A 25110-nucleotide genomic window follows, 5' to 3' on the forward strand; every position below is an offset into this window, starting at 1 on the left:
CCGGGTCACCGCGCGGCCGGCGCAGGCGCGGCCTTCCGCGGGTACTTCGTCTCGACGTATTCCTCGACGAGGCGCCGGAAGCCCTCGGAGAGCTCGTCGTAGTTTCCCTTCAGCGTCGTGAAGTGCTTCCCGTCGATGTAGACGGGGCAGTGGGGCTCTTCGCCCGTTCCCGGAAGGGAGATGCCGATGTTGGCGGCCTTCGACTCGCCGGGACCGTTGACGATGCACCCCATCACCGCGAGCGTCATCGCCTCCACTCCCTCGAACTCGCGCTTCCATTCCGGCATCCGATCGCGGACGTAGCCCTGGATCCGCTCGGCGAGCTCCTGGAACGTGGTCGACGTGGTGCGCCCGCAGCCGGGGCACGCCGTCACCGACGGGGAGAAGGATCGGATTCCGAGCGCCTGCAGCAGCTCGCAGGCGGCGTAGACCTCTTCGCGGCGGTCGCCTCCCGGGCGCGGCGTGAGCGAGACGCGGATCGTGTCGCCGATCCCCTCCGCCAGGAGAACGCCCATCGCGGAGGCGGACCAGACCAGCCCCTTCGTCCCCATCCCGGCTTCCGTCAACCCGAGATGCAGCGGCTGGTCGGTACGGCGCGAGAGCTCCCGGTAGACCGCGATCAGATCGAGAGGGCGCGAAACCTTGCAGGAGACGATGATGCGGTCGGCGCCGAGGCCCGAAGCCTGAGCGAGCTCGGTCGACTGGAGCGCCGACAGCACCATGCACTCGTTGACGATCTCCTCCGAGGTCCTGCCGAGATCGCGGTCGGTGTTCTCCTGCATCTTCGCCATGACGAGCTCCTGGTTCAGGGAGCCGCCGTTGACGCCGATCCGCACGGGCTTGCCGTTGTCGGCGGCGATGCGGCAGATCGTCGCGAACTGCTCGTCGCGTCGCTCGCCCTTGCCGACGTTCCCCGGGTTGATCCGGTACTTGTCGAGGGCCCGCGCCATCTCCGGGTATTTCGTCAGAAGAACGTGGCCGTTGTAGTGGAAGTCGCCGATCAGGGGAGCTTCGCACCCGGCATCGAGCATCCGTCGCTTGATCTCGGGGACCGCGGCGGCGGCCTCCGGGACGTTGACGGTCACCCGGACCATCTCCGAGCCCGCCTGCGCGAGCTCGATGCACTGCCTTGCCGTGCCGGCGGCGTCGGCCGTGTCGGTGTTCGTCATCGACTGGACGACGACGGGCGCGCCTCCGCCCACGAGGACGTTCCCGACCTTCACTCCGACCGTTCGGCGGCGGCTTGCCGGCATCCGGTCAGTCTACCAAACCCGTTCTCTTGCGCGGGTTCCCGCTCCTCGCGTAGAATCCGCCCTCGAAAAATCCGGTTCAGAATCGACGCCAGACCCGCATCGAGAGGAGCATCATGAAGGAACGCCTCGCCCGCCTGGCCCGTCCCGTTCTCGTCGTCGCCGCCGTCGCGGCGGTCTTCTCGTCCGCGCTCCTCCGCGCGGCCGCGATCAGCGCCGATCTCTCGGTCGTCAAGACCCGAACGACTCCCGCGCCGGCGCATCCCGGCGACGTGATCGGCTACGACATCGCGGTGACGAACAACGGCATCGACGCGGCGACGAACGTCGTGGTCACCGACGTCGTGCCGGCCAACACGACGTTCGACGAGGGAGGAATCGTGACGGCCCCAGGCTGGAACTGCACGCTTCCCCCCGTCGGAGGGACCGGAACGATGACGTGCACGATCGCCTCGTTCGCCTCGGGCGCCTCCGCAGATTTCTATCTCGAGGCGGACGTCGACGTCGGATCGAAGGTCGTCGAGGTCGACAACACGGCGGCCGTTTCCTCCGACACGCCGGATCCCGACACGACGAACAACAGCTCGACCGTTTCCACCGAGGTGAATGCGCCGGTCGTGCCGGCCGTGCCGACGCTCACGGGGGCCGCGCTCGCCGGCCTGGCTGCCGCCGTGGCCTTCGCCGGCCTCTTGCTGCTCCGCCGGTAGAGCGGGGGCCCGCGGCCGGTGCTGCCTTCGCTATAATGGGTAACCTTATGGTTACCGATATGGTATTTCGCGCCATCGCCGATCCGACCCGCCGGAGGATCCTCGCCCGGCTCCGGGGAGCGCCGCTCGAGACCGGGAGGATCGCGCGCTCCTTTCCCGTCAGCCGGCCCGCGATCTCGAGGCACCTGCGAATCCTGGCCGAGGCCGGGCTGGTCCGGCGCCGGAGGGCCGGGCGCCGATGCTTCTACTCCCTGCATGCCGGGCCGTTGGGGGAGATCGGGAAATGGGTCGCCCGGTTCGCGGCGGAGCGATCCGATCGCTGAGCCGGGTGGACCTGCCATAATCGTTTCGTGGCGGAGCGCAGATACGTCCTCAAGACCCCGTCGGCTCCGAAGACGTACCGCGTCGACTACGACGGGGAGCTGAACGCCGAGCAGAAGGACGTCGTCTTCGCCGGCAGCGGGCCGGTCCTCGTGATCGCCGGGGCCGGCTCCGGGAAGACGCGGACGCTCGTGTATCGCGTCTCGCGGCTCATCGAATCGGGCGTCGATCCCTCGAAGATCCTGCTCCTGACGTTCACCAACAAGGCGGCGCGCGAGATGATGCGGCGCGTCGAGGCGCTCCTGACGATCGACGCCCGGAAGATGGCGGGCGGGACCTTTCATTCGCTCGGAAACCGGCTGCTCCGCCAGTACGGCGAGCGGATCGGTCTCTCTCCGCACTTCACGATCCTCGACCCCGAGGACGCGCGCGAGATCCTCGAGGCGTCGACGTCCGACCTCCAGATCAAGACGCTCGACCGCCGCTTCCCGAAGGGGGACGTCCTCCTCGATCTCTACTCCTTCACGATCAACACCGAGCGGAAGCTCTCCGAGGTCCTCGCCGAGCGCGCGCCGCATTTCCTGACGCTCCACGAGGAGATCGTCCGGGTGTTCGGGCGCTATCTCGAACGGAAGAAGGCGGCGCGCGCGTGCGATTACGACGACCTGCTGCTCCACTGGAAGACCCTCCTCGACACCGAGACCGGGGGGGAGCTGTCGCGCCGGTTCTCCCACGTCCTCGTCGACGAATACCAGGACACGAACCGTCTCCAGGGGGAGATCGTCGACGGAATGGCGCGGGGCCACGGAAACGTCACGGTGGTGGGCGACGACGCCCAGTCGATCTACGCCTTCCGCGGCGCCTCGTTCGACAACATCATCGGTTTTCCCGAGCGGTGGCCGAAGGCGCAGGTCTTCCGGCTGACCACGAATTACCGTTCCGTTCCCGAGATCCTCGCGCTCGCGAACGCGTCCATCGATAAGAACGAGCGTCAGTTCCGGAAGGAGCTGACCGCCGTCCGGCCCGCCGGCCAGATTCCCGGGGTCGTTCCCCTTCCCGACGCGTTCGACCAGGCGCGGTTCGTGGCGCAGCGGATCCTCGAATGGCGGGACGAAGGAGAGAAGCTCTCCGACTGCGCCGTGCTCTACCGTTCGCACTACCAGGCGATGGAGCTCCAGATGGAGCTCACCCGGCGTTCCATCCCGTACGAGATCCGCTCCGGGATCCGGTTCTTCGAGCAGAGACACGTCAAGGACGTCCTCGCGTTCCTCCGGATCCTCGTCAATCCGCACGACGAGATCTCCTGGAAACGGGCGCTCAAGATCTTTCCCCGGATCGGTGAGCGCACGGCCGCGTCGATCTGGGACGCGATCGGGCAGGCGCGCGAGCCGCTCGAAACGTTCCGCCGCGGCGATTTCTCCGGCGCGGGCCGGGGCGCGGAGACGGCCCTCGCCCCCTTCCGGAAGCTCCTCGGCCGGCTCGACGCGCCCTCGATGCGCAACGCCCCGGCCGAGGCGATCCGGGAGATCGTCGACTCCGTGTATCGCGACTTCGCGCGCGCGAAGTTCGCCAACGGCGACGCGCGCCTGGACGATCTGGAGCAGTTCGCGCAGTTCGCGGCCGGTTACGCGAGCCTCCCGGACTTCCTGGACGAGGTCTCGCTCTACAACGAGCTGTCGGGAGAAGACACGGTGGCGGGACTTCCCGAGGACGAGCGCGTCGTTCTTTCCTCGATCCACCAGGCGAAAGGCCTCGAGTGGCGGCGCGTCGCGGTGATCGGTCTCTCCGAGGGGAGGTTCCCGAACTACCGCGCTTCGGCGACGGCCGAAGGGCTGGAAGAGGAGCGCCGGCTCTTCTACGTCGCGTGCACGCGCGCGAAAGACGAGCTCCTCCTGACCTATCCGATGCTCGCGCGCGACCGGTATTCGACCGACGTGATCCTCGAAGCGTCCCGCTTCGTCTCGGAGCTCCCGGGCGAGGTCTACGAAAAGTGGATCGTCGAGCTCGAGCCGGAGGAGCGCCCCGAGCGGCCGTCCTCGTTCGAGCCGGAGGACGAGAACCAGGAAGTCCCGGAAGACGTGAACTAGGTTCCGCGCGGAGCGCGGCAGTCGGGAGTTCCGAGTCTTCGGGTCGAAAGTCGGGTGCCTCGCGGCGAAAACGAGTCGCGAGTCCCGAGTCGGATCAGGGGGAAGGAGTCCCGACCTTCGACTCGGTACTCGCGACCCGGGATCGGCCGATTCCGAACCGGTACATCAATCCGAGAAGAATGCGGTTGCTTCGCGACGTGTCGTCGCGCAGCTGCTCGCCCGTGAGCATCAGCGAGAAATGGCGATCCACGTTCCAGAGGCCGTAGAGGCTGTAGCGTTTCGTCTTGGGCCGCGACTGGATGGTGACGTCGCCGGAGACGAACGTGAGCCGGGAGAGCGAGGTCGAATAGTCCGCCGAGAGGTAGAACTTCGTGCCGAGGTTCCGTCCCAGCGACGCGTACCACGAGTCGAATGCGCCGCCCGTCCGGTCGGACCGATAGTCGGAGACGACGACGTCGAAGCCCGATCCGAAGACGTTTCCGGCGAAGAGGCCGAGGTTCGTCCGGCCGTAGGAGCGGTCGTCGCGATTGTCCCGCTCCCGCGAATATCCGGCATAAACGTTGAGGCTGGGCGTGATCCGGAACGTGACCCGCCCACCCGCCGAGTCGAAGAGGAATCCCTCGATCGTCCTCGCGTCGACCGGGATCCCGTCGAGCTGGTCCTGCGTGATCGTGCGCGCATCGACGGAACGGCCGTGGTGGTAGAGCCCCTGCAGCTCGATCCACGGGGCGGGGGCCCAGCGCACGTTCGCGAAGAGATAGTTCAGTCCCGCTTTCGCCAGGCCGCCGGGCTTTTCGACGTCGTACTCGGCTCCCTGGTAGAGGAAGAACGTGTTTCCTCCCGGGATGAAGTTCGTCAGCGTCAGGACCGATCGCTCGGTCATTCCCGCGTCCCGGATCTGGACGAAGCCGAGGACGTGGCTCCGCGCGCCGTCGCCGTCGAGCGCGACGTATCCGCCGAATTTCCGGACGTCCTTCGCGTACCCGGCTTCGAGGATCTTCGGCTCGAGCCCGCCGAAGATGCCCAGGCGCAGGCGTCCCGCCCGCCAGGGGTCGTGCTGGCGGTAGTCGAGGAGGAGGCCGCCCACGGAACCGAGTGCACCGAGCTCGTTCAGCCACATCTGCCCGGCGCGGAACCCGAACCGCCCTCCCGCGGTCCGCGCTCCGACGTACGCGTCGTAGATCGAGTAGCGGTTGCGGCGTTCGGAGGTCGAGGGAAAAGTTTCGCCCCGGAGATCGAATCCGTACTCGAAGCCCCCGTTGAGGTTCGACGGGCTCCGCACGGTCGCCGAAAGCGACACGTCGCTGAAATCGGTCGAATAACCGTCTCCCGTCGTTCGGCTTTCCATCCCGAACAGCGAGATCCGTCCCCAGCCCGGCGTCTCGGGGGATTCGGGCGTTTGAGCGTCGAGCGCCGCGGCGAGGAGAACGGCGGCGACGAAGGCGAGCGCGTGAGGCAGGCGGGAACGCGGCGCCATGGCCTAGTCTCCGAGTCCCGTGGGATGACACGAATAGCAGGCGGGGGAGCTGTACAGGTAGCCCGCCACGCCCGTGTGATGCGAGTCCGTCGTGGCCTTGTCGTGACAGGTGAGGCACGTGAATACGGCGAAGTTCAGCGGGTTCGTGTGACAGTCGGAGCAGAGGCGGCCGGCGTGCGCGCCCGACGTGATCACGAACCACGTGTGGTTGAACGTTCCCTGGAGCCAGCTCGTGTCGGAGGCCCTGTGGCAGTTCTGGCACGTCGTCGGGAAGCCCGCCGCCACGTGGTTCGGGTTCGTCGTGTTCTGGTAGGCGGTCTTGTGGCAGGAATAGCAGTCGGTCGGCGTCCCCTTGTAGACGTTGTTGACGTGGCAGGCGGTGCACGGCTGCGTCGCGTGGACGCCGAGGAGCGTGTAGAACGTCGAATGGTTGAACGTGCCCTGCGACCAGCTCGTGTCGGAGGCCTTGTGGCAGTTCTGGCACGTCGTCGGGAAGCCCGCCGCCACGTGGTTCGGGTCGGTCGCGTTCTGGTAGGCGGTCTTGTGGCAGGAATAGCAGTCGGTCGGCGTCCCCTTGTAGACGTTGTTGACGTGGCAGGCCGAGCACGGCTGCGTGGCGTGGACGCCGACGAGCGCATAGAAGGTCGAATGGTTGAAGACTCCCTGTTGCCAGTTCGCGTCGGACGCCTTGTGGCAGTTCTGGCAGGTCGTCGGGAACCCGGCCGAGACGTGGTTCGGATTGGCGGCCGCGGCGTATTGGGCCTGATGGCACGAATAGCAGTCGGTCGGAGTGCCGGCGAAGACGTTGTTGACGTGGCACGCGGCGCACGGCTGGGTGGCATGGACGCCCACGAGCGGAAAGACCGTCGAATGGTCGAAGGCGCCCTGCTGCCAGGTCGCATCGGAGGCCTTGTGGCAGTTCTGGCAGGTCGTGGGGAATCCGGCGGAGACGTGGTTCGGATTGGCGGCCGCGGCGTATTGGGTCTTGTGGCAGGAATAGCAGTCGGTCGGAGTGCCGGCGAAGACGTTGTTGACGTGGCAGGCCGAGCACGGTTGGGCGGAGTGGACGCCGAGCAGCGGGTAGACCGGCGTGTGATCGAAGGTTCCGAGCTGCCAGGTGGGATCGCTCGCCTTGTGGCAGCTCTGACACGTCGTCGCGAATCCGGCCGCGACATGGCTCGGATTCGTCGTCTGATGGTACGCGTTCTGGTGGCACGAGTAGCAGTCCGTCGACGTTCCCTTGAAGACGTTGTTGACGTGGCACGCCGAGCAGGGTTGGGCCGCGTGGACGCCGACGAGCGGATAGACCGCACCGTGGTTGAACGTTCCGAGCTGCCAGGTGGGATCGCTCGCCTTGTGGCAGCTCTGGCACGTCGTTCCGAATCCGGCGGCCAGGTGGCTGGGATTCGTCGCCTGGTGGTAGGCGTTCTGGTGGCAGGAGTAACAGTCGGTCGGCGTTCCTTTGTAGACGTTGTTGACGTGGCAGGCGGAGCACGGCTGGGCCGCGTGGACGCCGACGAGCGGGTAGACGGCGGTATGGTTGAACGTCGCCTGGTGCCAGGTCGTGTCGGACGCCTTGTGGCAGCTTTCGCACGTCGTCGGGAAGCCCGCCGCCGCGTGGTTCGGGTTCACCGAGCGGTCGTAGTCGCGCTGGTGGCAGGAGGCGCACGCGGACGTCGCCGCCGTGAACACCTGATTCCCGTGGCAGGACTCGCACGCGAGCGTCCCGTGCGCCCCGTTGAGCGCGAAGCCCGTCTGGGCGGCGTGGTTCCAGACGACGGCGGCCCACGAGGTCGCGCGATGGCAGTCCTCGCACTGGTTGCCGAGACGCGTGCGGTACGGGTCGTCCTGGCGGCGGATCCAGTGGCAGTCGAAGCAGCGCGTCGGCGTTCCTTTGATCACGCCTTTCAGGTGACACGACTCGCACGGGACGAGGAGATGCCTCCCCTCGAGCGGGAAGACCCCGACCTTGTGGAACGCCCGCGACGCGTTCTTCCACGACGACGCGACCGAATGGCAGCTCTCGCAGCGGGCGCCGAGAACGCCGCGATGGGGGTCTCCGTGGCAGGAGCCGCAGGTCGTCGGCGTTCCCGCGTACCGGACGGCCGTGCCGCGTCCCGCCGGGAAGTCGGCCTCGACCTTCCGGTGACAGCCGGCGCACGCGACCGCGGCATGGCGCGCGGAGAAGAAGGACCCGGCCGCCCTGTCGGCGTGGACGTATCGCGGAATCGCGAACGTGTCGGTCGAGTGGCAGGACGCGCAGGTCGCCGCCTTCATCTGTCCGAGATGCGGGTCCTTGTGGCATCCCGCGCAGTCGAGCGGCAGGCCGCGGAGCCGCACCGCGGACCCCGTTCCGGAGGGGAAGGAGGCGGTTTCGCGCCTGTGGCACTTCTCGCAGGCGAGCGCAGCGTGCTTTCCGGTCAGCGCGAATTTCGAGCGCGCGTGGGAAAAGAGATCGGGCGCGAACTTCGAGCCCGCGACCGAGTGACAGCTCTCGCATGACGTCCCGAGCTGGCCGAGATGGGGGTCTTTGTGGCAGGAGGCGCACGCGAACGGGACCTGTGTGAATCGCCGCTCGGCGCCGGCTTTCGGGGCGCCGTGGCATTTCTCGCAGGCGACCGCCGCGTGCCCCGCCGCGAAGAATTCGGGCCGACGGGGATGCGTGTAGTCGGTCACGCGGAAAGTCCGCGTCGTGTGGCACTTCTGGCAGGCGGTCCCGAGCTCGCCCCGGTGGACGTCCGTGTGGCACGACGCGCAATCGGACCGGGCTCCGCGGAAATCGACCGCGGCCGGGCTTCCGGCGCCCTGCGCCGGGGCGTTCTTGTGGCACGACGCGCAGGGGATCTCCGCGTGCCTTCCGTCGAGCGGGAACTTCGTGCGCGCGGCGTGGTCGAACGCGGCCTTCCGGAAGCCGTCCTCCCGGTGGCAGGAAGCGCAGTCCTCCTTGAACACGCCGCGATGGGGATCCCGGTGGCAATCCGCGCAGCGGGCGGCCGGGATCCGGACTTTCACCGCGCTCTGGACATGGCATTTCGCGCAGGGCACGGTCGCGTGCGCCCCGAGCAGCGGATACCCCGTCTTCCCGTGATCGATCTTTTCCGTCCGGAAGGTCGCGGTCGTGTGGCACGACTCGCAGGCGCCGAGCGGCTTGCGGTGCGGGTCGCGGTGGCAGTCGGCGCACGCGGCGAACTTCTCGATCTTCCAGGCGCCGGCCCGGTGACAGCTCTCGCACTTGAGGGCGGCGTGAGCGCCCGTGAGCGGAAAAGCGGTCTTCGCGTGGTCGAATCCGCGGCGCGTCTCCTTGAACGCGACCGACGCGGAATGGCAGCGCGCGCAATCGGCGCCCAGCGCGCCGCGGTGCGGGTCGGCGTGGCACGACGCGCAACCGGGCGAGGCGGCGAGGTACGACCGCGCCTTGTGGCAGCTCGCGCACGAAAGCCCGGCGTGCTTTCCCTCGAGCGGAAAGCCGGCGTCCTTCGCGTGGTCGAAGGTCTTCGGGTCGAAGCGCGTGATCGCGGCGTCGGCGCCGGCGTGCTCGACGTGGCAGGAAACGCAGCTTTCGCCGGCGGTTCGGTGAACTCCCTTTCCGGCCGCGATCCGTTCGGCGATCGGCCGATGGCAGGCGAGGCACTTCGCGGGCGTGACCTGTCGACCCGGTTCGTGGCACTTCTGACAGTTGTCGATCCCTTCGAGCTTCGCGTGAAACCGCGAAAGCGGCCCGGGCGAGACCAGGCCACCGAGCTGCTGGGCGCGGGCGATGGGCGCGAGCCCCGCGGTGAATGCCGCCAGGAGGAAGCATGGGAGAAGGGCGTGGCCGACGGGGAGCGCCCGGCGCCGCGAGCGGGTCCGACCGCGGTCGTCTCTCCCGGCGGGCGCGGGCGACGAGGCGGTGCGCGCCGTCCCGGCCCTCACCACCGCACCATTCCGTAGCCGAGGTAGATCGCGACCGCGACGTGCAGCGCCGCGATCACGAGCATCACGTAGACGAGCGGCTTGTGGAACACGTGCCAGAGGGAGAAGAGCTTCTTCGTCCGGCCCAGATACGCGATCCGCCGGCGGAGCACCGCGCGATCGCGGATCAGGGCGAAAACCTCGGCGAGCCGCTCCTCCTCGAGGCCGGTGCGACGGATCTCGCGCTTGAGCTCCCGGAGCGCCCGCCGAAGGAGCAGGTCGCCGACGAGGAACGCCCGGCCGCTGCTCTCCGCGCCCCGAGCGACATGCCGCTCGAAAGCGTCGATCTTCGAGACCACCGCCGGGGGAAGACCTTCGCCGGCGAGCTCCGCCGTGAGCTCCGCGGTCCGGGCGGCGAGCTCCCCGTACGTCAGTTCGTTTCCGCGAATGCTCTTCGGGACCCGGACGTAGAGATACCGCCCGACGAACCCGGAGAGGACGACGAGCGCCATGCACCAGTACGCGACCGAGATCACGCCGTTGAATTTGAAGGAGGTGTGGAGCGTGATGAGAACGGGGCCGACGATGCCGCAGAAGATGTGGGCTTCGAGCCAGTTCTTCGCCGATCCCACTTTCGAGAGGCGGCGGGATTTCTTCCGGACGACGTAGAGCAGCGTCGCCAGGAGAAGGATCGAGCCGCCGACGGCGAAGAGCTGCCCCCCCGTCCCCGCCGGGCGGAGGAGACGGTGCGCCGGATCGAACCCTCGAGCGCGGAGCGGCGTACGGTAATAGCTCCAGCCGCCGAAGCCCGCGAGGGTCGCGATGATGAAGACGCCGCTGACGATCCCCGCGAGGAGGAGAACGTTCGTGAGGCCGGGCATGGGGGCCCAGCCCGGACGAGCCGGCGCTCCGGCGGGCGCCTCCGGACGCGCTCCTCCGGCCTCGGGCCGCTCAGGCATCGATCACGCACTTTCCCCGCGCGAAGGAAACGCACGGAAGGATCCACCCCTCCCGCCGGTCGGCATCGTCCAGGTCCGCCTCCGCCTCGACGTCTCCTTCGACCAGGCGGGTCCGGCACGTTCCGCAGATTCCCGAGCGGCACGAGAACTCGATCGCGACGCCGGCCCGCTCGGCGGCATCGAGGAGGGTCTCCGAGGCGGAGGCCGACGCGCGGCGGCCCGACCGCGCGAACACCACCTCGGATGCTTCTCTCGAGGAGGGCGCGAAGCCCCGGGAGCCTCCGGGCATCACCGGCTCGCGCGACGCCCACGCGACGGCCGCTTCGAACGCTTCCGCGTGGATGCGTTCGGCGGGGACGCCGATCGCTCCGAGGAGCTCCGTCATCGAGGCGATCATCGGAAGGGGCCCGCAAAGGCACGCGACGGACTCCGCCGCTTCCGGCGCGACGCTGCGCACGAAGTTCTCGTCGATGCGGCCGGGAAATCTCCGCGGATCGCCCTCCCCCCGGGTGAGCGCGACGACGATCCGCGTTCGCGGATGGAGACTCTCGATCCGGTCGAGCTCGCGGCGGAACGGGACGTCGGCTTCGGTTCGCGCGGAGAGGAGGAGGGTGACGGGCCGCTCCGGATCGGCTGCCACGGCATGCCGAATCATGCTCATGAGCGGCGTCGCGCCGACGCCCCCTCCGATCAGGAGAATCGGGCGGCGGTCCTTCGAGGGATACCGGAAATGCCCGCCCGGGCCGCGGATCTCGAGGGTCGATCCGGTTCGCAGCGTCTCGTGGAGAGCGGTCGAAACCACCCCCTGCCGTTTCACCGTGATCTCGAGATGGCCGCGAGATTCCGGCGCCGAGCTGATCGTGTAGCAGCGGACGAGAGGCTTCCCCCCCACCCGGACCCGGATGGAGAGGAACTGGCCGGCCGCGAACTCGAACCCGGGCGGGCGGGCGATGCGGAACGTGCGGATATCGGGCGTCTCGTCGAAAGCCGAGAGGACCGGCGTCGGCAGGAAGCCCGGCGCGGGCCTCCCGGGAATCACGGCGTTCGCCGGGGCCCCGGGTTCGCCCGTGGTCTTCGGCGTGCCGAGCTTCTCGCACGCAGCGAACCACGCGACGTGGAGAAGGAGTCCGAGAGCGAGCCCGGCGGGGCTCGGCAGGAGCCAGGGAGCGGCGACGAAGAGAAATGACGCGAAGAGAAGCGGCTTCGATCTGCTTCTTTCGCGGCGCAGGAGCGCGAGAGCGAGGTGGAGGGTCGTGACGAACGCGAGAGCGGACGAGGAGGCGGGAGAGACGAGGATCTCCCGGTACACCCCGATGTCACCGCCCGCCATCGGCATCCGTTTTCCTCCCGGAAATCGAAAGCGGACTTACTTCGTCGCTGCCGAGGCGGCATCGATGGAGAAAACCCGCCTGACTCGGAAGTTACCCGGGAGAGAATTTCCGGAAAAGCGAAAAACGTTCCGCGAATCAAACGACGCAGCGGGGCCGCGTGGACCCCTTGGAGCACGGTCGATTCGATCGTTTCGATCGGTTCGGGCAGGTAGATTCGCGGGACGGAAGATGAATGCAGGATGAACGAGAGCCCGGCGAGGAGGAGCTCCGCATCCCCTCCCCGCCGGGTCGGAGATTCAGCGCCGGCCGTGGACGATGGCGGCGCGGGCGGGCGCCGGCACCCCGGCGACGGCGGGGATCGCCCGGATCGAGCCGAAGAGCCCGTGGCTCTCGCCATCCGGGCCCGACGTGAAGAAAAGGAGGTTGGTGCTTCCGCCGGAGCCCCCGTTGCCGAACCGCAGTCCCCACAGCCCGTCGATCACGAGAGGCTGGCCGCTCGGGAGGAGCATCTGTCCGAGGAAGTCGCCCGTCGACGGGTCGAAGGCGTTGATCCGGCCGTCGCCGAAGTTGCCGACGAGGATGGCTCCCGCGAACGCCCCGAAGTTTCCGGGCGCGAGCACCATTCCCCAGGGAGAGTTGAGCGCGCCCTGGGCGGCGAACTGCCGGATCAGGGTGCCGCTCGTGTCGAATTCGTCGACGTAGCCGTTGCCCGCCCCCGCGACGTCGTCGTGCGCGTCGGCGTCCTGTTTGGCGAAGGAGACGTAGAGATTCCCGCCGATGTTCGCGATTCCGAACGGGGCGAAGCCGAGGGCGGTGAGACTCGAATCGGTGAACGTCGTCGTGGGCGTGAACGTCGAATCGAACACCTGGACGAAGCCGTCGTGGAAGTCGGTCGCGTAGAGGAAGTTCCCCGAGCCGGTGCTGCCGAGCGCGAGGCCTTTGAACACGGCTCCGCTCGCCGAGAGATCGGCGGAGGCCGGAAGGATCGCGTGGGTCGCATCGACGCTCGGGTTCCAGCCGGAAATCGTCCCGTCCTCTCCGGCGAAGATGAACACCGCGGAACCGCTCACGGAGTTCTCCGTCACCATGAACTGGCCGGTCGCGTTGAAGACGAGTCCCGTCGGAACGGCGCCTTCGGTGTTGGCCGCCCCGGCGGGGATCGTCACGACGAGCGGAAGGGGAGTCCCGTTTCCGTGATAGATGGTCGACGTTCCCGAACCGTTGTTGGCGATCCAGATCGGTCCGCTTCCGCTCGAGGCGATGCCCCAGGCGTTCACGAGATTCGGATCCGTGAAGGCCGCCAGGCCCGGCTCGTCGGAGACGAGGTTGTGGGGAATGTAGCGCTGCGCCGACGCGGGGATCGCCGCGAGCGCGAGCAGCGCGGCGGCGGCGCCGCGGGTCATGAAAGAGACGACTCGGGTTTTCGTCATTTTTCCTCCTTCCGGGGAGATTCCCGGTTGACGATTTCCGGCGGCCGGGGCGTGCAACGGGAATGCCTCGCGGGCGGTTTCTCAAGGCGGTTTAATGAAAACGGAATAGATTTCCGCGATGCATCCCGCTTCGGCGATCGATCTCGTGCCCTTCGGCGCGGCCCTCGTTTCGCTGGCAGTTCTGCCCGCCGCTCTCCCGCATCTCTGGGAAACGCGGATCTTCCGTCTCGCCTGGGCGCTCGCTCTCGCCGTGCCGGCGGTCGCGATGGCCGCGGCGCGGGGGGCGTGGAGCTCGATCGTCCACGCCGGCGGGGAATACGTCGACCTCGTGGCGCTGCTCGGCGCTCTTTTCATGATTTCCGGCGGGATCGCGCTCGCGGGCCGCCTCGAGGGCACGCCCCTCGTCAACACGGGGCTGCTGGCGATCGGAGCGGTCCTCGCGTCATTCCTCGGAACGCCCGGCGCCGCGACGCTGATGATTCGGCCCTATCTCCACGCGAACCGCCGGCGGGTCGGTGTCGCGCACGGCGTCATCTTCCTGATCGTGCTCGCCGGGAACATCGGCGGCCTGCTCCTGCCGATCGGGGATCCTCCCCTCTATCTCGGCTATCTCTCCGGCGTGCCGTTCTTCTGGACGCTCACGCTCTGGCGGGAATGGCTCTTCCTGACGTCGGCCCTCCTGCTCGTGTTCTTCTTCTGGGATCTCCGGCTCTTTCGGCGGGAAGGTTTCGTCGGCGAAGACGAGACGCGCACGCTGGCGAGGATCAGGATCCACGGGCTCGTGAACGTGCCGATCCTCGTCGCCGCGCTCGCGTCGGCCGCGCTCCTCCGCGGCGCCCTTCGCCCCGTCGCGCTCGCGGCGTGCGCCGCGCTCTCCTGGTGGGCGACGCCGAAGGAGGTGCGGCAGCGGAACCGGTTCACGTTCGAGCCGGTCGAGGAGATCGCGGTGATCTTCTTCGCGATCTTCGGGACGATCGCTCCGGCGCTCGCGTTCCTCGCCCGCCATCCCCTGCCGCTGTCGACGCCGCGCGCATTCTTCTGGGCGACGGGCGGATTCTCGGCGATCCTCGACAACGCTCCGACGTACCTCTCGGCGGTCGAGTCGGCACGGCGGCTCGCGCCCGTGCCGGGAATCGCGATGGTCGCCGGCCTTCGGGAGGATTTCCTGCGCGCGATCTCGCTCGGCGCGGTGGCGTTTGGCGCGCTCACCTACATCGGCAACGGCCCGAATCTCCTCGTCCGCTCGATCGCTTCGGCGCGAGGGGTGAAGATGCCGGGGTTCTTCGGATTCACGGCCGTCGCCGCCGTGATCCTCCTGCCGCTCTTCGCGGTCGTGACGATCGTCTTCCTGTAGGCGAGTCGCGAGCCGGAGAGTCTCGAGTCGCGGGTCGGGACCGGGCTCTAGGCGCGCGCGACGTTGCGCGCGACGGCGTCGCCGGCGGCCGAGGTCGTGAGCGTCCCGCCGACGTCGCTCGTGCACTCGCGGGATTCGAGGCAGGCGACGACCGCGCTCTCGACCGACCGCGCCGCCTCCGCGAGCCCGAGGTGCTCGAGCATCAGGGCGGCCGTCAGGATCGCGCCGAAGGGATTCGCCTTGCCGGTTCCCGCGTACTTCGGTGCGGAGCCGTGAACCGGCTCGAACATCGAAATCCGTCCGGGGTGGATGTTCCCGGACGCCGCCATTCCGAGGCCGCCCTGCAGCGCGGCGCCGAGGTCGGTCGTGATGTCCCCGAACATGTTGTTCGTGACGATCACCTCGAACTGCCCCGGGTCCTTGACCATCTGCATCACGAGAGCGTCGACGTAGAGATGCGACGGCGCGATTCCCGGAAATTCCGCGGCGACCTCGCGGAACGTCCGCTGCCAGAGGTCGCCGACGAAGCGCATCGCGTTCGATTTGTCCGACATGCAGACCTTCGTCCGGCCGTGCGCCTTCGCGTATTCGAACGCGTGGCGGACGATGCGCTCGACCCCCTTGCGCGTCGAGACGTCTTCCTGGAGTGCGACCTCGTCGGGCGTGCCCTTCTTGAAATTGCCTCCGGTTCCCGCGTACGAGCCTTCGGTGTTCTCGCGGAAGATCACGAAGTCGATCGCGGTGGCGGGGACGTTCTTGAGCGGGTTCAGGCGCTCGGCGAGGCAGCGCACGGGGCGGTAGTTCACGTAGAGGTCGAGCACGAAACGGGCGCCGAGGAGGATGTCGCGGGCGTGCGCCATGTCGGGGACGCGCGGGTCGCCGAAGGCCCCCATGAAGATCGCGTCGTAGTTCTCACGGAGGTCGTCGAACGCGCCCTTGGGCAGCGATTCTCCCGTCTCGAGATAGTGGTCCGCGCTCCACGGGAAGAAAACCTTCTCGAACGACGCCGTCCCGGGGGGAAGCGCGTCGAGCACCTTCACCGCCTCGCGGGTGACGTCGACTCCGATCCCGTCGCCGGGGACGATCGCGAGCCGGAAATTCCTCATGGGCGCGCGGAGGATACCATCAGGCCTTGCGCGCCTGGCGCTCGGCGCGGATCTTCCTCTGGTAGTCCCGCATTCCCGCGGCGCGCTCCTGTCCGCCCGGCGTTTCGCGGACGAAGCGCTCGACGTTGGCGAGGAAGCCGTGGTTGCCGGTCATGTCGCGGAAGCCCGGCACCCATTCCCCGACCTTCGCCCAGAGGAAGAACGCCTCGCCGCCCGCCTCGACGAACAGGCCGCGGTGGATCACGCCCAGGTTGACCATCGACGTCGCGATGTCCCAGTATCCCGCGACCATCCGCAGGTAGTTGTCGGAAGACATGTAGGCGTCGTACAGCTCCTTCGCGGAGTCGGGGTAGAAGCTCCCCATCCAGCCGCGGGCCTCGCGGAGCTTCGCTTCGCGGCGCAGGTCGAACAGCCGGAGCACGAGCTCCGCGTCGTGGTGGTTCGGGGCGCGGTCGTCGGACATGGTTCCTCCCTCTTCTCGGGTCGGATCGTATCGAATCCGTTTTCGCGGCGCTCGGTCAGTCCCCCAGGACGACCCTCACGTCGTGGCGCTTTCCGTCGCCGTGGCGCGGAATCGACCGGTCGGCCGAGGGCGCGCCGTCCACGACGACTTCCCGCACGCCGCGGCACGCACCGCGCGGGTTCTCGACCGTGATCGCGTAGAGCGTCTCGTTGCCGTCGCGGAGCTGGATCTCGAAGCGCGGCCAGCGCCGCGGAATGCACGGATCCACGCGGAAACGGGAGCCTTCGAGCCGCAGGCCGAGGATCGACTCGGTCGCCGCGCGATAGAGCCACCCGGCCGAACCCGTGTACCAGGTCCAGCCGCCGCGCCCCGTGAGCGGCTCGACCGAATAGACGTCGCCGGCGGTCACGTACGGCTCGACCTTGTAGCGGTGAAGGCCCGCGCGGGTGCTGGTCGGCGCGATCGGGTTGACGAGCGCGAGGAGCTCGCCGGCGAGGTCACCCTGACCGAGCTCGGCGAACGCCATGATCGTCCAGGCCGCCGCGTGCGTGTACTGGCCGCCGTTCTCGCGGATCCCGGGGAGATACCCCTTGATGTAGCCCGGGTCCCTCGGCGTCGTATTGAACGGAGGGGTGAAGAGGAGGATCAGCCCGTCCTCGCGGCGGACGAGATACTGCTCCACGGCGACCATCGCGCGCTCGACGCGGACGCGGTCGCCCGCGCCGGAGAGCGCCGCCCACGTCTGGGCGAGCGAATCGATCCGGCATTCGGCGTCGCGCGCGGAGCCGAGCGGCGTCCCGTCGTCGTAGAAGGCGCGGACGTACCAGTCCCCGTCCCACGCGTGCTCTTCGATCGCGGACTTCAGCGCGCCGGCCTGCCCGCGATAACGCGTCGTGCGCTCTCCGTCGCCGCGCCGCTCGGCGACGGCCGCGAACCGGCTGAGCGTGGCGTGGAGGAACCAGCCGAGCCAGACGCTCTCTCCCTTCCCCTCGAATCCGACGCGATTGAACCCGTCGTTCCAGTCTCCCGAGCCGATCAGCGGAAGGCCGTGGGAGCCGACGGCCGCCGAGCGGTCGAGAGCGCGCACGCAGTGCGCATAGACGCTCTCCCGGAGGTCCGATTCCTTCGGCTCCTGGTACGACTCGACCTCGCCCTCCGCCAGCACCGGCCCCTCGATGTAGGGAACGGATTCGTCCAGGAGCCCCTCGTCTCCGGTCGCGTCGACGTAGCTCGCGACCGCATAGGGGAGCCAGAGATAGTCGTCGGAACATCGCGTCCGGACACCGCGGCCGCTCGGCGGATGCCACCAGTGCTGGACGTCGCCTTCGAGGAACTGATGAGAGGCGAACCGGGGAATCAGCCGCCGCGCGATTTCCGGCGCGAGCGAGGCCACGCCGAGCGCGTCCTGGATCTGGTCGCGGAATCCGAAGGCGCCGCTCGATTGATAGAACGCCGTCCGCCCGCGAATCCGGCACGAAATCGCCTGGTAGGGGAGCCAGCGATTGACGAGGAGGTCGAGAGCGGGATCCGGGGTCCGGACGACGATTCCGCCGAGGAGGCGATCCCAGGAGCGGCGGGCCTGCTCCAGCGCGCCTTCGACGGACGCCGGGTCCCGGAAACGTTCGATCAGGGCGGATGCCCGCTCGCGATCGCCGGCCTGGCCGAGGAGGAACACGATCTCGCGCGTCTCGCCGGGAAGGAGCGGGAACGAGGCCAGGTGCGCGGCGCACGGATCGAGCCCCGCTCCCGCGCGTCCGAGGAGCGTCGTCCGTCGAAGCGCCGCCGGGTCGGAAACGTGTCCGTTCCGGCCGAGGAACTCGCGCCGGTCCGCCGTCGCGGCGAGGCGCGCGCCGGGAGCGTGGACCGCCGAGAACGCGACGCGCGATCCGAACTCGGCGTTGTAGGGATTGCGCGCGAAGATCGCTCCTCCGGCCGGGTCGCTCTGCGTGATCACGAACCGCGCGGTGGACCGGTCGACGCCGAGGACCCATTCGGCGTAGTGCGCGGCCGACAGTCGCCGGGCCGCCGTGCCGTGGTTCGTCAGCCGCAGGCGCGTGATCTTGACGGCGCCCTCTTCGGGAACGAACGTCGTGACCTCCGCGGCGATGGCGCCCCGGCGATGTTCGAAGACGGTGTATCCCTGCCCGTGGCGGCACACGCACGGTTCGGGTCCGCGGATCGGGAGGGCGGTCGGCGACCAGAGATCCGCCGTTTCGTCGTCCCGGAGATAGATCGCCTCCCCCGAAGGGTCGGAGACCGGATCGTTCGACCACGGCGTGAGCCGGTTCTCCTGGCTGTTCTCCGACCACGTGCAGGCGGAGCCCGATTCGCTCACGAAGAAGCCGAACTCGTCGTTGGCGACGACGTTGACCCACGGCGCCGGCGTGTACTGCCGCTCGGCGAGGCTGACGACGTATTCCCGCCCGTCCGGCGTGAACCCGCCGATTCCGTTCCCGAAGAGGAGACGGCGCGGCTCGGGAGGAGGTCCCGCGGGTCGCGCCGCGGCCGCGGTCGAGGCCGTGAGCGGCGCCGGCCAGGATTCGAGAGCGGGGGGACGCTCGATCTGTTCGGCGAGCGTCCCGCGCTCACCGACGAGGACCGCGCGCGCCGCCGTCTGCAGGAGAGTCGCGTCCTCCTCGGAGATCTGGTCCCCCCTCCGGACGAAGACCCCTCCCGGCTTGTCGACGAGGGCCTGCGAGGGCGACGCGCCGATCAGCCGCTGGATCTGTTCCTGGACGGGCTGGAAGTACCCGGACGGGTCGTCGTTGACGATCACGAGGTCGACCGAGAGACCCTTCAGGCGCCAGTACTCGTGCGCGCGGATCAGCTGACGCGCGAGTTCCGTCTCGTCCGCGCTTCCGATCCGGAGGAGGACGATCGGCAGGTCTCCGGAGATCCCGTGGCCCCACAGGTTCCGCTGCGATCCGGCGTTTCGCGACAGGACCTCCGGCGGCGGGCGCAGGCTCGGGTCGTCGTAGACGATGCGGGTCGCGAGCCGCTGGAAGAGCTGCGCCTCGTCGGCCGTGACGTCGAGGTGGCGGAGAAGGACCTGCGACCGCATCCAGGCGAGGGACGCCTCCCGGTCGAAGAGCCGCGGGTCCTGGAAGCGCTCCGCGAGCGCGACGGCCGCTTCGCGGCTGTCGGCGACGCCCGTCGAAAAGAGGAGGCGCGCGGTCTCGCCGGGCGCGATCCGCACGCGCTGCCGCAGCGAGAAGATCGGATCGAGCACCGCGCCGGTCGTGTTGGAGAGCGGCCGGTCTTCCACGAGCACGGCCGGCGCGCGCGGCGACCGTCCTCGGCCCAGGAACCGGGCCCGGTCGGTCTCGTACTGCACCGCGCCGAGCGTGGCGCCGCGGACGGCGAGGACGTGGACCGCCCAGACCGGCGCCTCCTCCGCCGAGCGCGGACGACGGCGGGCGAGAAGGGCGTTGCCGATCCATTCGGTTTCGACGAAGAGCTTCGAGAAGGCCGGATGCGAGACGTCCGCCGCCCTCGCGCCGAGGACGATCTCGGCGTAGCTCGTCACCTCGATGTCGCGCGCATCGCGGGCGCGCGGGGACGTGTTGGCGAGCGTGACGCGGCGGATCTCGGCGTCGTCCTGCGACGAGACGATGACCTCCATCGTCGTGTCGATTCCCTCGTCGGATCGGGAGATCTCGACCTTGTGTTCCGAGAATCGCGCCTCGAAACGCTTCGGCGGCCGCACGGTCGGCTGGTAGCCGGCCGACCAGTTGACGCCGCTCCGGACGTCCCGCAGATAGATCCACGATCCCCACGAATCGGTCGTCGCGTCGTCCCGCCAGCGGGTCACGGCGAGGTTTCCGCGCCGGCTCTCTCCGGCTCCGGCCGCGGTCATCAGGACGGAATAGCTGCCGTTCGAGAGGATCTGGGTGCGCGGCGTCGGAGTGTCGGGCGTCTCGAACCGCCGGAACGGGATGGTCGCCTCTTCCCGGACGACGCGGCCCGCCGCGACCTGGGCCACGATCGCACCGGCCAGCGCGGCGGTGTTGCGCGGGATCCGTTCCTGCAGCAGGAGCTCGGTCGCCTGGACGGAGGGGTCGGCGTGGAACCGCTCCCGCATCACGTCGCGGTTGAGGTAGTTGTCGAGCGCGAGAAGGATCATCCCCTGGTGGTGCGCCATCGACGCCTTGATCACCGCTCGGCCCGCGTCCGGCGGCAGGCGCCTCTCGGTGTAGTCCACGGACTCCCAGAAGCCGAACGGACCGCGCGCGCCCTCGGCCGCGAGCCGCCGCAGATTCTCCGCGGCGCCCGAAGGGTCGGCGAGGAGGGCGAGGAAGGTCGAGTAGGGGGAGACGACGAGCTCGTCGGGAGAGGTGCGCCGCAGGCCGAGCTCCGGCACGCCGAACGGTCCGTACTGGTAGTTCAGGTGCAGATCGCGGGCGTTGTACGCCGATTCGGAGACCCCCCACGGAACGCCCCGCGCGCGCCCGTACTGCATCTGCGCGGCGACGGCGTTCCGGCAGGTCGACGCCAGGAGCGTCCCCGGATAAGAACGGAGCAGGAGGAGGGGCATGAGGTACTCGAACATGCTCCCCGACCAGGAGAGGAGGAGCGGCTTTCCGGCGGCGACCGTGAAAGGCCGCTGGAGGCGGAACCAGTGCTCCGTCGGCGCGTCTCCCTTCGCGATCGCGAGGAAGCTCGTCAGGCGGGCCTCCGACACGAGGAGGTCGTAGTACGAACGGTCGAGGCGGCCGAGCGCCGGATTGAAGCCGATCGAGAAGACCTTGCGGTCCGGATCGAAGAGGAACCCGAAATCCATTTCGCGGACGAGCGATTCGGCGCGCTGCGCGATCGCCAGGAGCCGTTCCGCCCGGGACGGGGGCGGATCTGCCGCGGGCGCGACGGCTCCCGCCGCCGATGCCGGGACGGCCGCCGCGGGCGGATCGCCCGGGAGGCCGCGCCCGAGCGAATCGACCTGCGCGAGGAGATCGGCGAGCCAGCCCCTCAGGTCGGCGATCTCGAGCTCGCGGTGCTCCGCCGCGAGGGCGGAGAGCCCGTCGGCGATCTCGGCGGCGAGGCGCGCCATTTCGCGGAGACACTTTTCCTCGTCCCGCTCGGCCAGGGCCGTCTCCGAGAGCATCCGAATCTGCTCGCGGAGCTGGTGCACCGGGACCGCCTCGGTCCGGACGCCCGACGGCGGGACCTTTTCGAACTCGCGGGCGACGATCCGCGCGACGTCCGCGAGGCCGTCGCGCCAGGCGTCGCTCTCGCCGCCGGATGCCGCGAGCGCCTTCGCCCCTTCTTCGAGAGCGACGAGGCATGCCGCGAGATTCCCGCTGTCCACCGACGAGACGTAGAGCGGGTGGAGGGGCGTCAGCGTCAGCGTGTCGTACCAGTTGTAGAAGTGGCCGCGGTGGCGGGGGAGCCGCTCGAGCGAGCCGAGGGTGCGCTCGAGGCGGCCGATCGCGTCGTCCGTCCCGACGTAGCCGAAATCGTGAGCGGCGAGCACGGCCAGGAGCGAGAGTCCGACGTTCGTCGGGGACGTCCGGTGCGCGACGGGCGGATCGCGGTCTTCCTGGTAGTTGTCCGGCGGGAGGCCGTTCTCGGCGGCGCCGCAGAACCGGTCGAAGTATCGCCACGTCTGCCGGGCGATCTCGCGGAATTCCCGCCGCTCGGCGTCGGAGATCTCCGGCCGCGCTTCGGGGATCGGGCGGGAGAGCTGGGCCGCGAGCGCCGGGGCGACGACCCAGAGCAGGAGGAAGGGAGAGGCGGCGACGAGGCTTCCCGGAGCGAACGCCGCGGTCGCCGCGGCGAGGACGATCGTGAGCGTCCAACCCGCCCCCATGCGCCGGAAGTAGGCGGGCACCGAGTCGGCCCGGTTCTTCTCGGCGGCGGCGGCGGTGGTCCAGTCGAGGAGGCCCCGGTGCGACACGAACTGCCGCCAGGTGGCGCGGAGAGCCGCGTCGAGCGACACGATCGCCAGATGCGGGAGGAAGGCGACGCGGAGCGCGAACTGCGCGCAGTTGTCCATCGCGTCTCCCCAGACGCTCCAGAAATGGCTCGTCCAGGGAATGCCGCGGGGGTGGATCGAGAGGCCTTCCGCGAGGTGGAAGACGATCGGGAACGCGATCGTCAGCACGGCGAGGGCCGACCAGACGAACGGCGATCCGGGGAGGACGAGCCACGCGGCGGCGAGCCACAGGAGGAGAGCCGGCGGGACGAGGCTCCTCCGGAGGTTGTCGAAGATCTTCCAGAGCGAGAGCGCCGAGAGATCGTTCCGCCGGGGTCCCCGTTCCCCCGGGACGCGCGGCCAGAGCCACCGGAGGAGCTGCCAGTCGCCGCGGATCCACCGGTGCTGTCGGCGCGTGTAGACGTCGTAGGAGGAGGGGTGATCCTCGAAGACCTCGATGTCCGTCGCGAGCGCGGAACGGGCGAAGCTCCCCTCGAAGAGGTCGTGCGAGAGGAGCGCGTTCTCCGGGATGCGGCCCGCGAGCGCCGCCTCGAAGGCGTCCACGTCGTAGATCGCCTTCCCGGTGAAGCTCCCCTCGTCGAAGAGGTCCTGGTACACGTTGGAGACCGCCGTCGTGTAGGGGTCGATCCCCGCGTGCCCGGAGGAGATCTGCGCGAAGGCGGAGCGGTTCGCGCTCTCCGGAGAAATGGAGACGCGCGGCTGGACGATCGCATGGCCCTCGCGGACGACGCCGCTTCCGGAATCGAGTCGCGGACGGTTGAGCGGATGGGCGAGCGTCCCCGCGAGGGCGCGCGCCGAGTCGCGCGGCAGCCGCGTGTCGGCGTCGAGCGTGAGGACGAAACGGATCCGGCGGAGAGCGGCCGGATCGTCCGGGAGGATCTCGAAGGTCGTCGGCTCCTTCCCGCGGAGCGCGCGATTGAGCTCCGTGAGCTTCCCTCGCTTCCTCTCCCACCCCATCCATTTCCGCTCGGCCGGGTTCCATACGCGGCGGCGATGGAAGAGCCAGAAGCGGTCGCCTCCGTCGGCGGACCGCGTCCCGGCGGCTTCGTTGAGCAGCCGGATCCCTTCGACGAGGAGCGGGAGAAGGGCTTCCTCTCCGGATACCGTTTCTTCCGGGGCGTCGGCGAAGTCGGTCAGGAGGGCGAAGCGGAGGCGGGGATCGGGATTCGCGTACGAACGGATCTGGAGGCCGGTCAGGAGGTCCCGGATGCCTTCTTCGTCGTCGAGGAGCGCGGGAATGGCGACGAGCGTCTCGAACTCGTCCGGGATCCCCTCGCGCCATTCGAGCTTCGGGAGGAGGCGCGGCGGAAAGAGGAGGGTCGCCGCGAAGTTCACGAGGGTCATCGCGAGCTCCGAGACCGGGACGAGCGCCAGGGTCGCGGTCGCCGCGACGAGACCCGGCGGGGCTCCCCAGCGGGCCGCATAGCGGACGACGAGAGCCTCGACGAGGGCCGCGATCGCGGCGATCGATCCGACGTAGAAGAGCGTCGGACGACCGAGGACGACGCGGCGAATCGCGTCGGGGAGCGGCGGCCGCCACCCGACGGAGCGCTCGAGTCCCTCCCGCCCCCGGTCGATCAGGTACCAGCCGACGTGGCGCTCGGGTTCGCTGCGCGCGGCGGACGCCAGATCGATCGCCCGCCGGGCGATGCCCTTCTCGCGCTCGCCGTCCCGGCGTCCCAGCGTTTCGACGACGTGGCGGTAGCGGTCCCGGGTCGCGAAGTCCTGCTGAAGGTACGCGCCGGCGGGATCCTCGGAAAGGATCTTCTCGACGAGGCTGACCGACTCGAAGAAGTCGGACCAGTCCGTCTGCGCGAAGAGCCGCATGCTCGCGATGATGTTGGCGATCGTCGCCTGCGCGGTCGTCTGCCGGTGGTGCTCCGCGTGGACCGCGGCGTCGGTCGTCATCCCCTCCCGCGCGAGCCCCTCCTCGATCCAGCGCTGCGCCGCCGAGAGCGCGGGGTCGATGTCGCGGAGGCGCTGCATGACGCGGACCGCGAACGTCGGGTTCAGGACGATCTCCCGGCGCTCCGGGGTGCGGAGGACCGTCTCCGCGGTCTTCTCCCTTTCGCCGGGAGCGGCCCCGTCGATCGCCGCGAGGATCCGGTCGCAGAGCGCGTCCGCCTTCGCGCGTTCCCGGCGGGCGACTTCCATCCGGCCCGCGAGCCGGCGAAGGTTCTCGATCAGGGCCATGCGGAACGCGATCGGGACCGCCCACAGCTCGCCGATCGAGAGCGTCGTCACCCGCTGGTACGCCGTCAGGAACCGCCGCAGCGTCTCCATGTCCGGGTTGCTGTCGGTGTGGGCGATCACGTCGATCGCGATCGCGTACACCCGCGGATACCCCCGCCATTCCCCTTCCGCGAGCTGGGGGAGCTGCTTCTCGTAGGTCGCGGGAAAGTCCTGCCGGACCTCGCGGATCTGGTCGAGCACGAGGTGGAAGTTGTCGAGGAACCACTCGGCGGCGGGGGAGATCGGCTCGCCGCGGCGCGCGCCGGTGACGATCGACTCGTGGATCGCCCGGAGCTCGCGATCACTCTCCTCGAGGCGCCGGCGGAGGAGATGCCGCCGCGACAGACGCGATACGGTCTCGTGGCTGGCGGCCAGGCGTTCGGCTTCGTGCTCGAGGCGTTCGGGTCCGTAGATGTCCGCCCGGATCGGCTCCTGCCGCCCGAGGCTCTTCCACATCGCCGTGCTCCTGCCCAACCCACCTCCGGGGCGCGCGAGCAGCCTCGCGGGGCGCGCCTCGCTTGACAATACCGCAATCTTTTCTATGCTTCCGGCGTGCCTGCCCGCCGCGCC

The 25110-nt window shown here is 69.2% G+C and carries 13 protein-coding genes; 4 read left to right on the forward strand and 9 right to left on the reverse strand.

All coding sequences use genetic code 11. From position 1 onward, the window contains the following. Nucleotides 1-5 precede the first annotated feature (5 nt). Nucleotides 6-1253 carry a flavodoxin-dependent (E)-4-hydroxy-3-methylbut-2-enyl-diphosphate synthase gene (gene ispG / locus VFS34_02315; protein ID HET9793269.1) on the reverse strand — a complete coding sequence of 416 codons (1248 nt, stop codon included), beginning with the start codon at nt 1251-1253 and terminating at the stop codon, nt 6-8. Between the two features lie 113 nt (nt 1254-1366). Here ispG and VFS34_02320 point away from each other — a divergent pair, with 113 nt between their 5' ends. The 3 genes from VFS34_02320 to VFS34_02330 are packed head-to-tail and all read left to right on the forward strand — an operon-like array spanning nt 1367 to nt 4365. Continuing rightward, nucleotides 1367-1957 (forward strand): DUF11 domain-containing protein, encoded by a 591-nt coding sequence (locus VFS34_02320; protein ID HET9793270.1) that lies wholly within the window; start codon nt 1367-1369, stop codon nt 1955-1957. A 59-nt stretch (nt 1958-2016) separates the two neighbouring features. Further along, nucleotides 2017-2280 carry a metalloregulator ArsR/SmtB family transcription factor gene (locus VFS34_02325; GenBank protein HET9793271.1) on the forward strand — a complete coding sequence of 88 codons (264 nt, stop codon included), beginning with the start codon at nt 2017-2019 and terminating at the stop codon, nt 2278-2280. Nucleotides 2281-2307: 27 nt separating this feature from the next. Next, nucleotides 2308-4365, forward strand: a complete 2058-nt coding sequence (locus VFS34_02330) for an ATP-dependent helicase (protein ID HET9793272.1) — start codon at nt 2308-2310, stop codon at nt 4363-4365. A 94-nt stretch (nt 4366-4459) separates the two neighbouring features. On the opposite strand, the gene VFS34_02335 is transcribed toward VFS34_02330, so the two are convergent. From VFS34_02335 to VFS34_02355, 5 genes are all read right to left on the reverse strand, one after another. Continuing rightward, nucleotides 4460-5842 carry a hypothetical protein gene (locus tag VFS34_02335; protein HET9793273.1) on the reverse strand — a complete coding sequence of 461 codons (1383 nt, stop codon included), beginning with the start codon at nt 5840-5842 and terminating at the stop codon, nt 4460-4462. A 3-nt stretch (nt 5843-5845) separates the two neighbouring features. Next, nucleotides 5846-9754 carry a hypothetical protein gene (locus VFS34_02340; GenBank protein HET9793274.1) on the reverse strand — a complete coding sequence of 1303 codons (3909 nt, stop codon included), beginning with the start codon at nt 9752-9754 and terminating at the stop codon, nt 5846-5848. Further along, complete coding sequence (locus VFS34_02345; GenBank protein ID HET9793275.1) at nt 9751-10614, reverse strand: hypothetical protein; 864 nt, start codon at nt 10612-10614, stop codon at nt 9751-9753. Before VFS34_02345 ends, VFS34_02340 begins: the two co-directional genes overlap by 4 nt. Nucleotides 10615-10684: 70 nt before the next feature. Then, nucleotides 10685-12022 carry an iron-sulfur cluster-binding domain-containing protein gene (locus VFS34_02350; protein HET9793276.1) on the reverse strand — a complete coding sequence of 446 codons (1338 nt, stop codon included), beginning with the start codon at nt 12020-12022 and terminating at the stop codon, nt 10685-10687. Nucleotides 12023-12319: 297 nt separating this feature from the next. Beyond that, nucleotides 12320-13453, reverse strand: coding sequence for a TIGR03118 family protein (locus tag VFS34_02355; GenBank protein HET9793277.1), 1134 nt, complete (start codon nt 13451-13453; stop codon nt 12320-12322). A 118-nt stretch (nt 13454-13571) separates the two neighbouring features. Here VFS34_02355 and VFS34_02360 point away from each other — a divergent pair, with 118 nt between their 5' ends. Further along, complete coding sequence (locus VFS34_02360; protein HET9793278.1) at nt 13572-14807, forward strand: sodium:proton antiporter; 1236 nt, start codon at nt 13572-13574, stop codon at nt 14805-14807. 47 nt (nt 14808-14854) lie between these two features. On the opposite strand, the gene VFS34_02365 is transcribed toward VFS34_02360, so the two are convergent. The 3 genes from VFS34_02365 to VFS34_02375 are packed head-to-tail and all read right to left on the reverse strand — an operon-like array spanning nt 14855 to nt 24996. Next, nucleotides 14855-15913 (reverse strand): 3-isopropylmalate dehydrogenase, encoded by a 1059-nt coding sequence (locus VFS34_02365; GenBank protein ID HET9793279.1) that lies wholly within the window; start codon nt 15911-15913, stop codon nt 14855-14857. Nucleotides 15914-15932: 19 nt separating this feature from the next. Then, a complete protein-coding gene (locus VFS34_02370) occupies nt 15933-16376 on the reverse strand; it encodes a hypothetical protein (protein ID HET9793280.1) in 444 nt (147 codons plus the stop codon). Between the two features lie 55 nt (nt 16377-16431). Next, the gene (locus VFS34_02375) at nt 16432-24996 is read right to left on the reverse strand and encodes a glucoamylase family protein (protein HET9793281.1); all 8565 of its coding nucleotides are present in this window, start codon (nt 24994-24996) and stop codon (nt 16432-16434) included. Between the last annotated feature and the right edge of the window lie 114 nt (nt 24997-25110).

The organism is Thermoanaerobaculia bacterium (assembly GCA_035717485.1).
Lineage (GTDB): Bacteria > Acidobacteriota > Thermoanaerobaculia > UBA5066 > DATFVB01 > DATFVB01.

Bases quoted from the DNA above. Each gene is read 5' to 3' on its own strand.
- VFS34_02320 (HET9793270.1), top strand. From the start codon at position 1,367: ATGAAGGAACGCCTCGCCCGCCTGGCCCGTCCCGTTCTCGTCGTCGCC.
- VFS34_02360 (HET9793278.1), top strand. From the start codon at position 13,572: ATGCATCCCGCTTCGGCGATCGATCTCGTGCCCTTCGGCGCGGCCCTC.
- VFS34_02375 (HET9793281.1), bottom strand. From the start codon at position 24,996: ATGTGGAAGAGCCTCGGGCGGCAGGAGCCGATCCGGGCGGACATCTAC.
- VFS34_02350 (HET9793276.1), bottom strand. From the start codon at position 12,022: ATGGCGGGCGGTGACATCGGGGTGTACCGGGAGATCCTCGTCTCTCCC.
- VFS34_02355 (HET9793277.1), bottom strand. From the start codon at position 13,453: ATGACGAAAACCCGAGTCGTCTCTTTCATGACCCGCGGCGCCGCCGCC.
- VFS34_02325 (HET9793271.1), top strand. From the start codon at position 2,017: ATGGTATTTCGCGCCATCGCCGATCCGACCCGCCGGAGGATCCTCGCC.
- VFS34_02345 (HET9793275.1), bottom strand. From the start codon at position 10,614: ATGCCCGGCCTCACGAACGTTCTCCTCCTCGCGGGGATCGTCAGCGGC.
- VFS34_02370 (HET9793280.1), bottom strand. From the start codon at position 16,376: ATGTCCGACGACCGCGCCCCGAACCACCACGACGCGGAGCTCGTGCTC.
- VFS34_02365 (HET9793279.1), bottom strand. From the start codon at position 15,913: ATGAGGAATTTCCGGCTCGCGATCGTCCCCGGCGACGGGATCGGAGTC.
- ispG (HET9793269.1), bottom strand. From the start codon at position 1,253: ATGCCGGCAAGCCGCCGCCGAACGGTCGGAGTGAAGGTCGGGAACGTC.
- VFS34_02335 (HET9793273.1), bottom strand. From the start codon at position 5,842: ATGGCGCCGCGTTCCCGCCTGCCTCACGCGCTCGCCTTCGTCGCCGCC.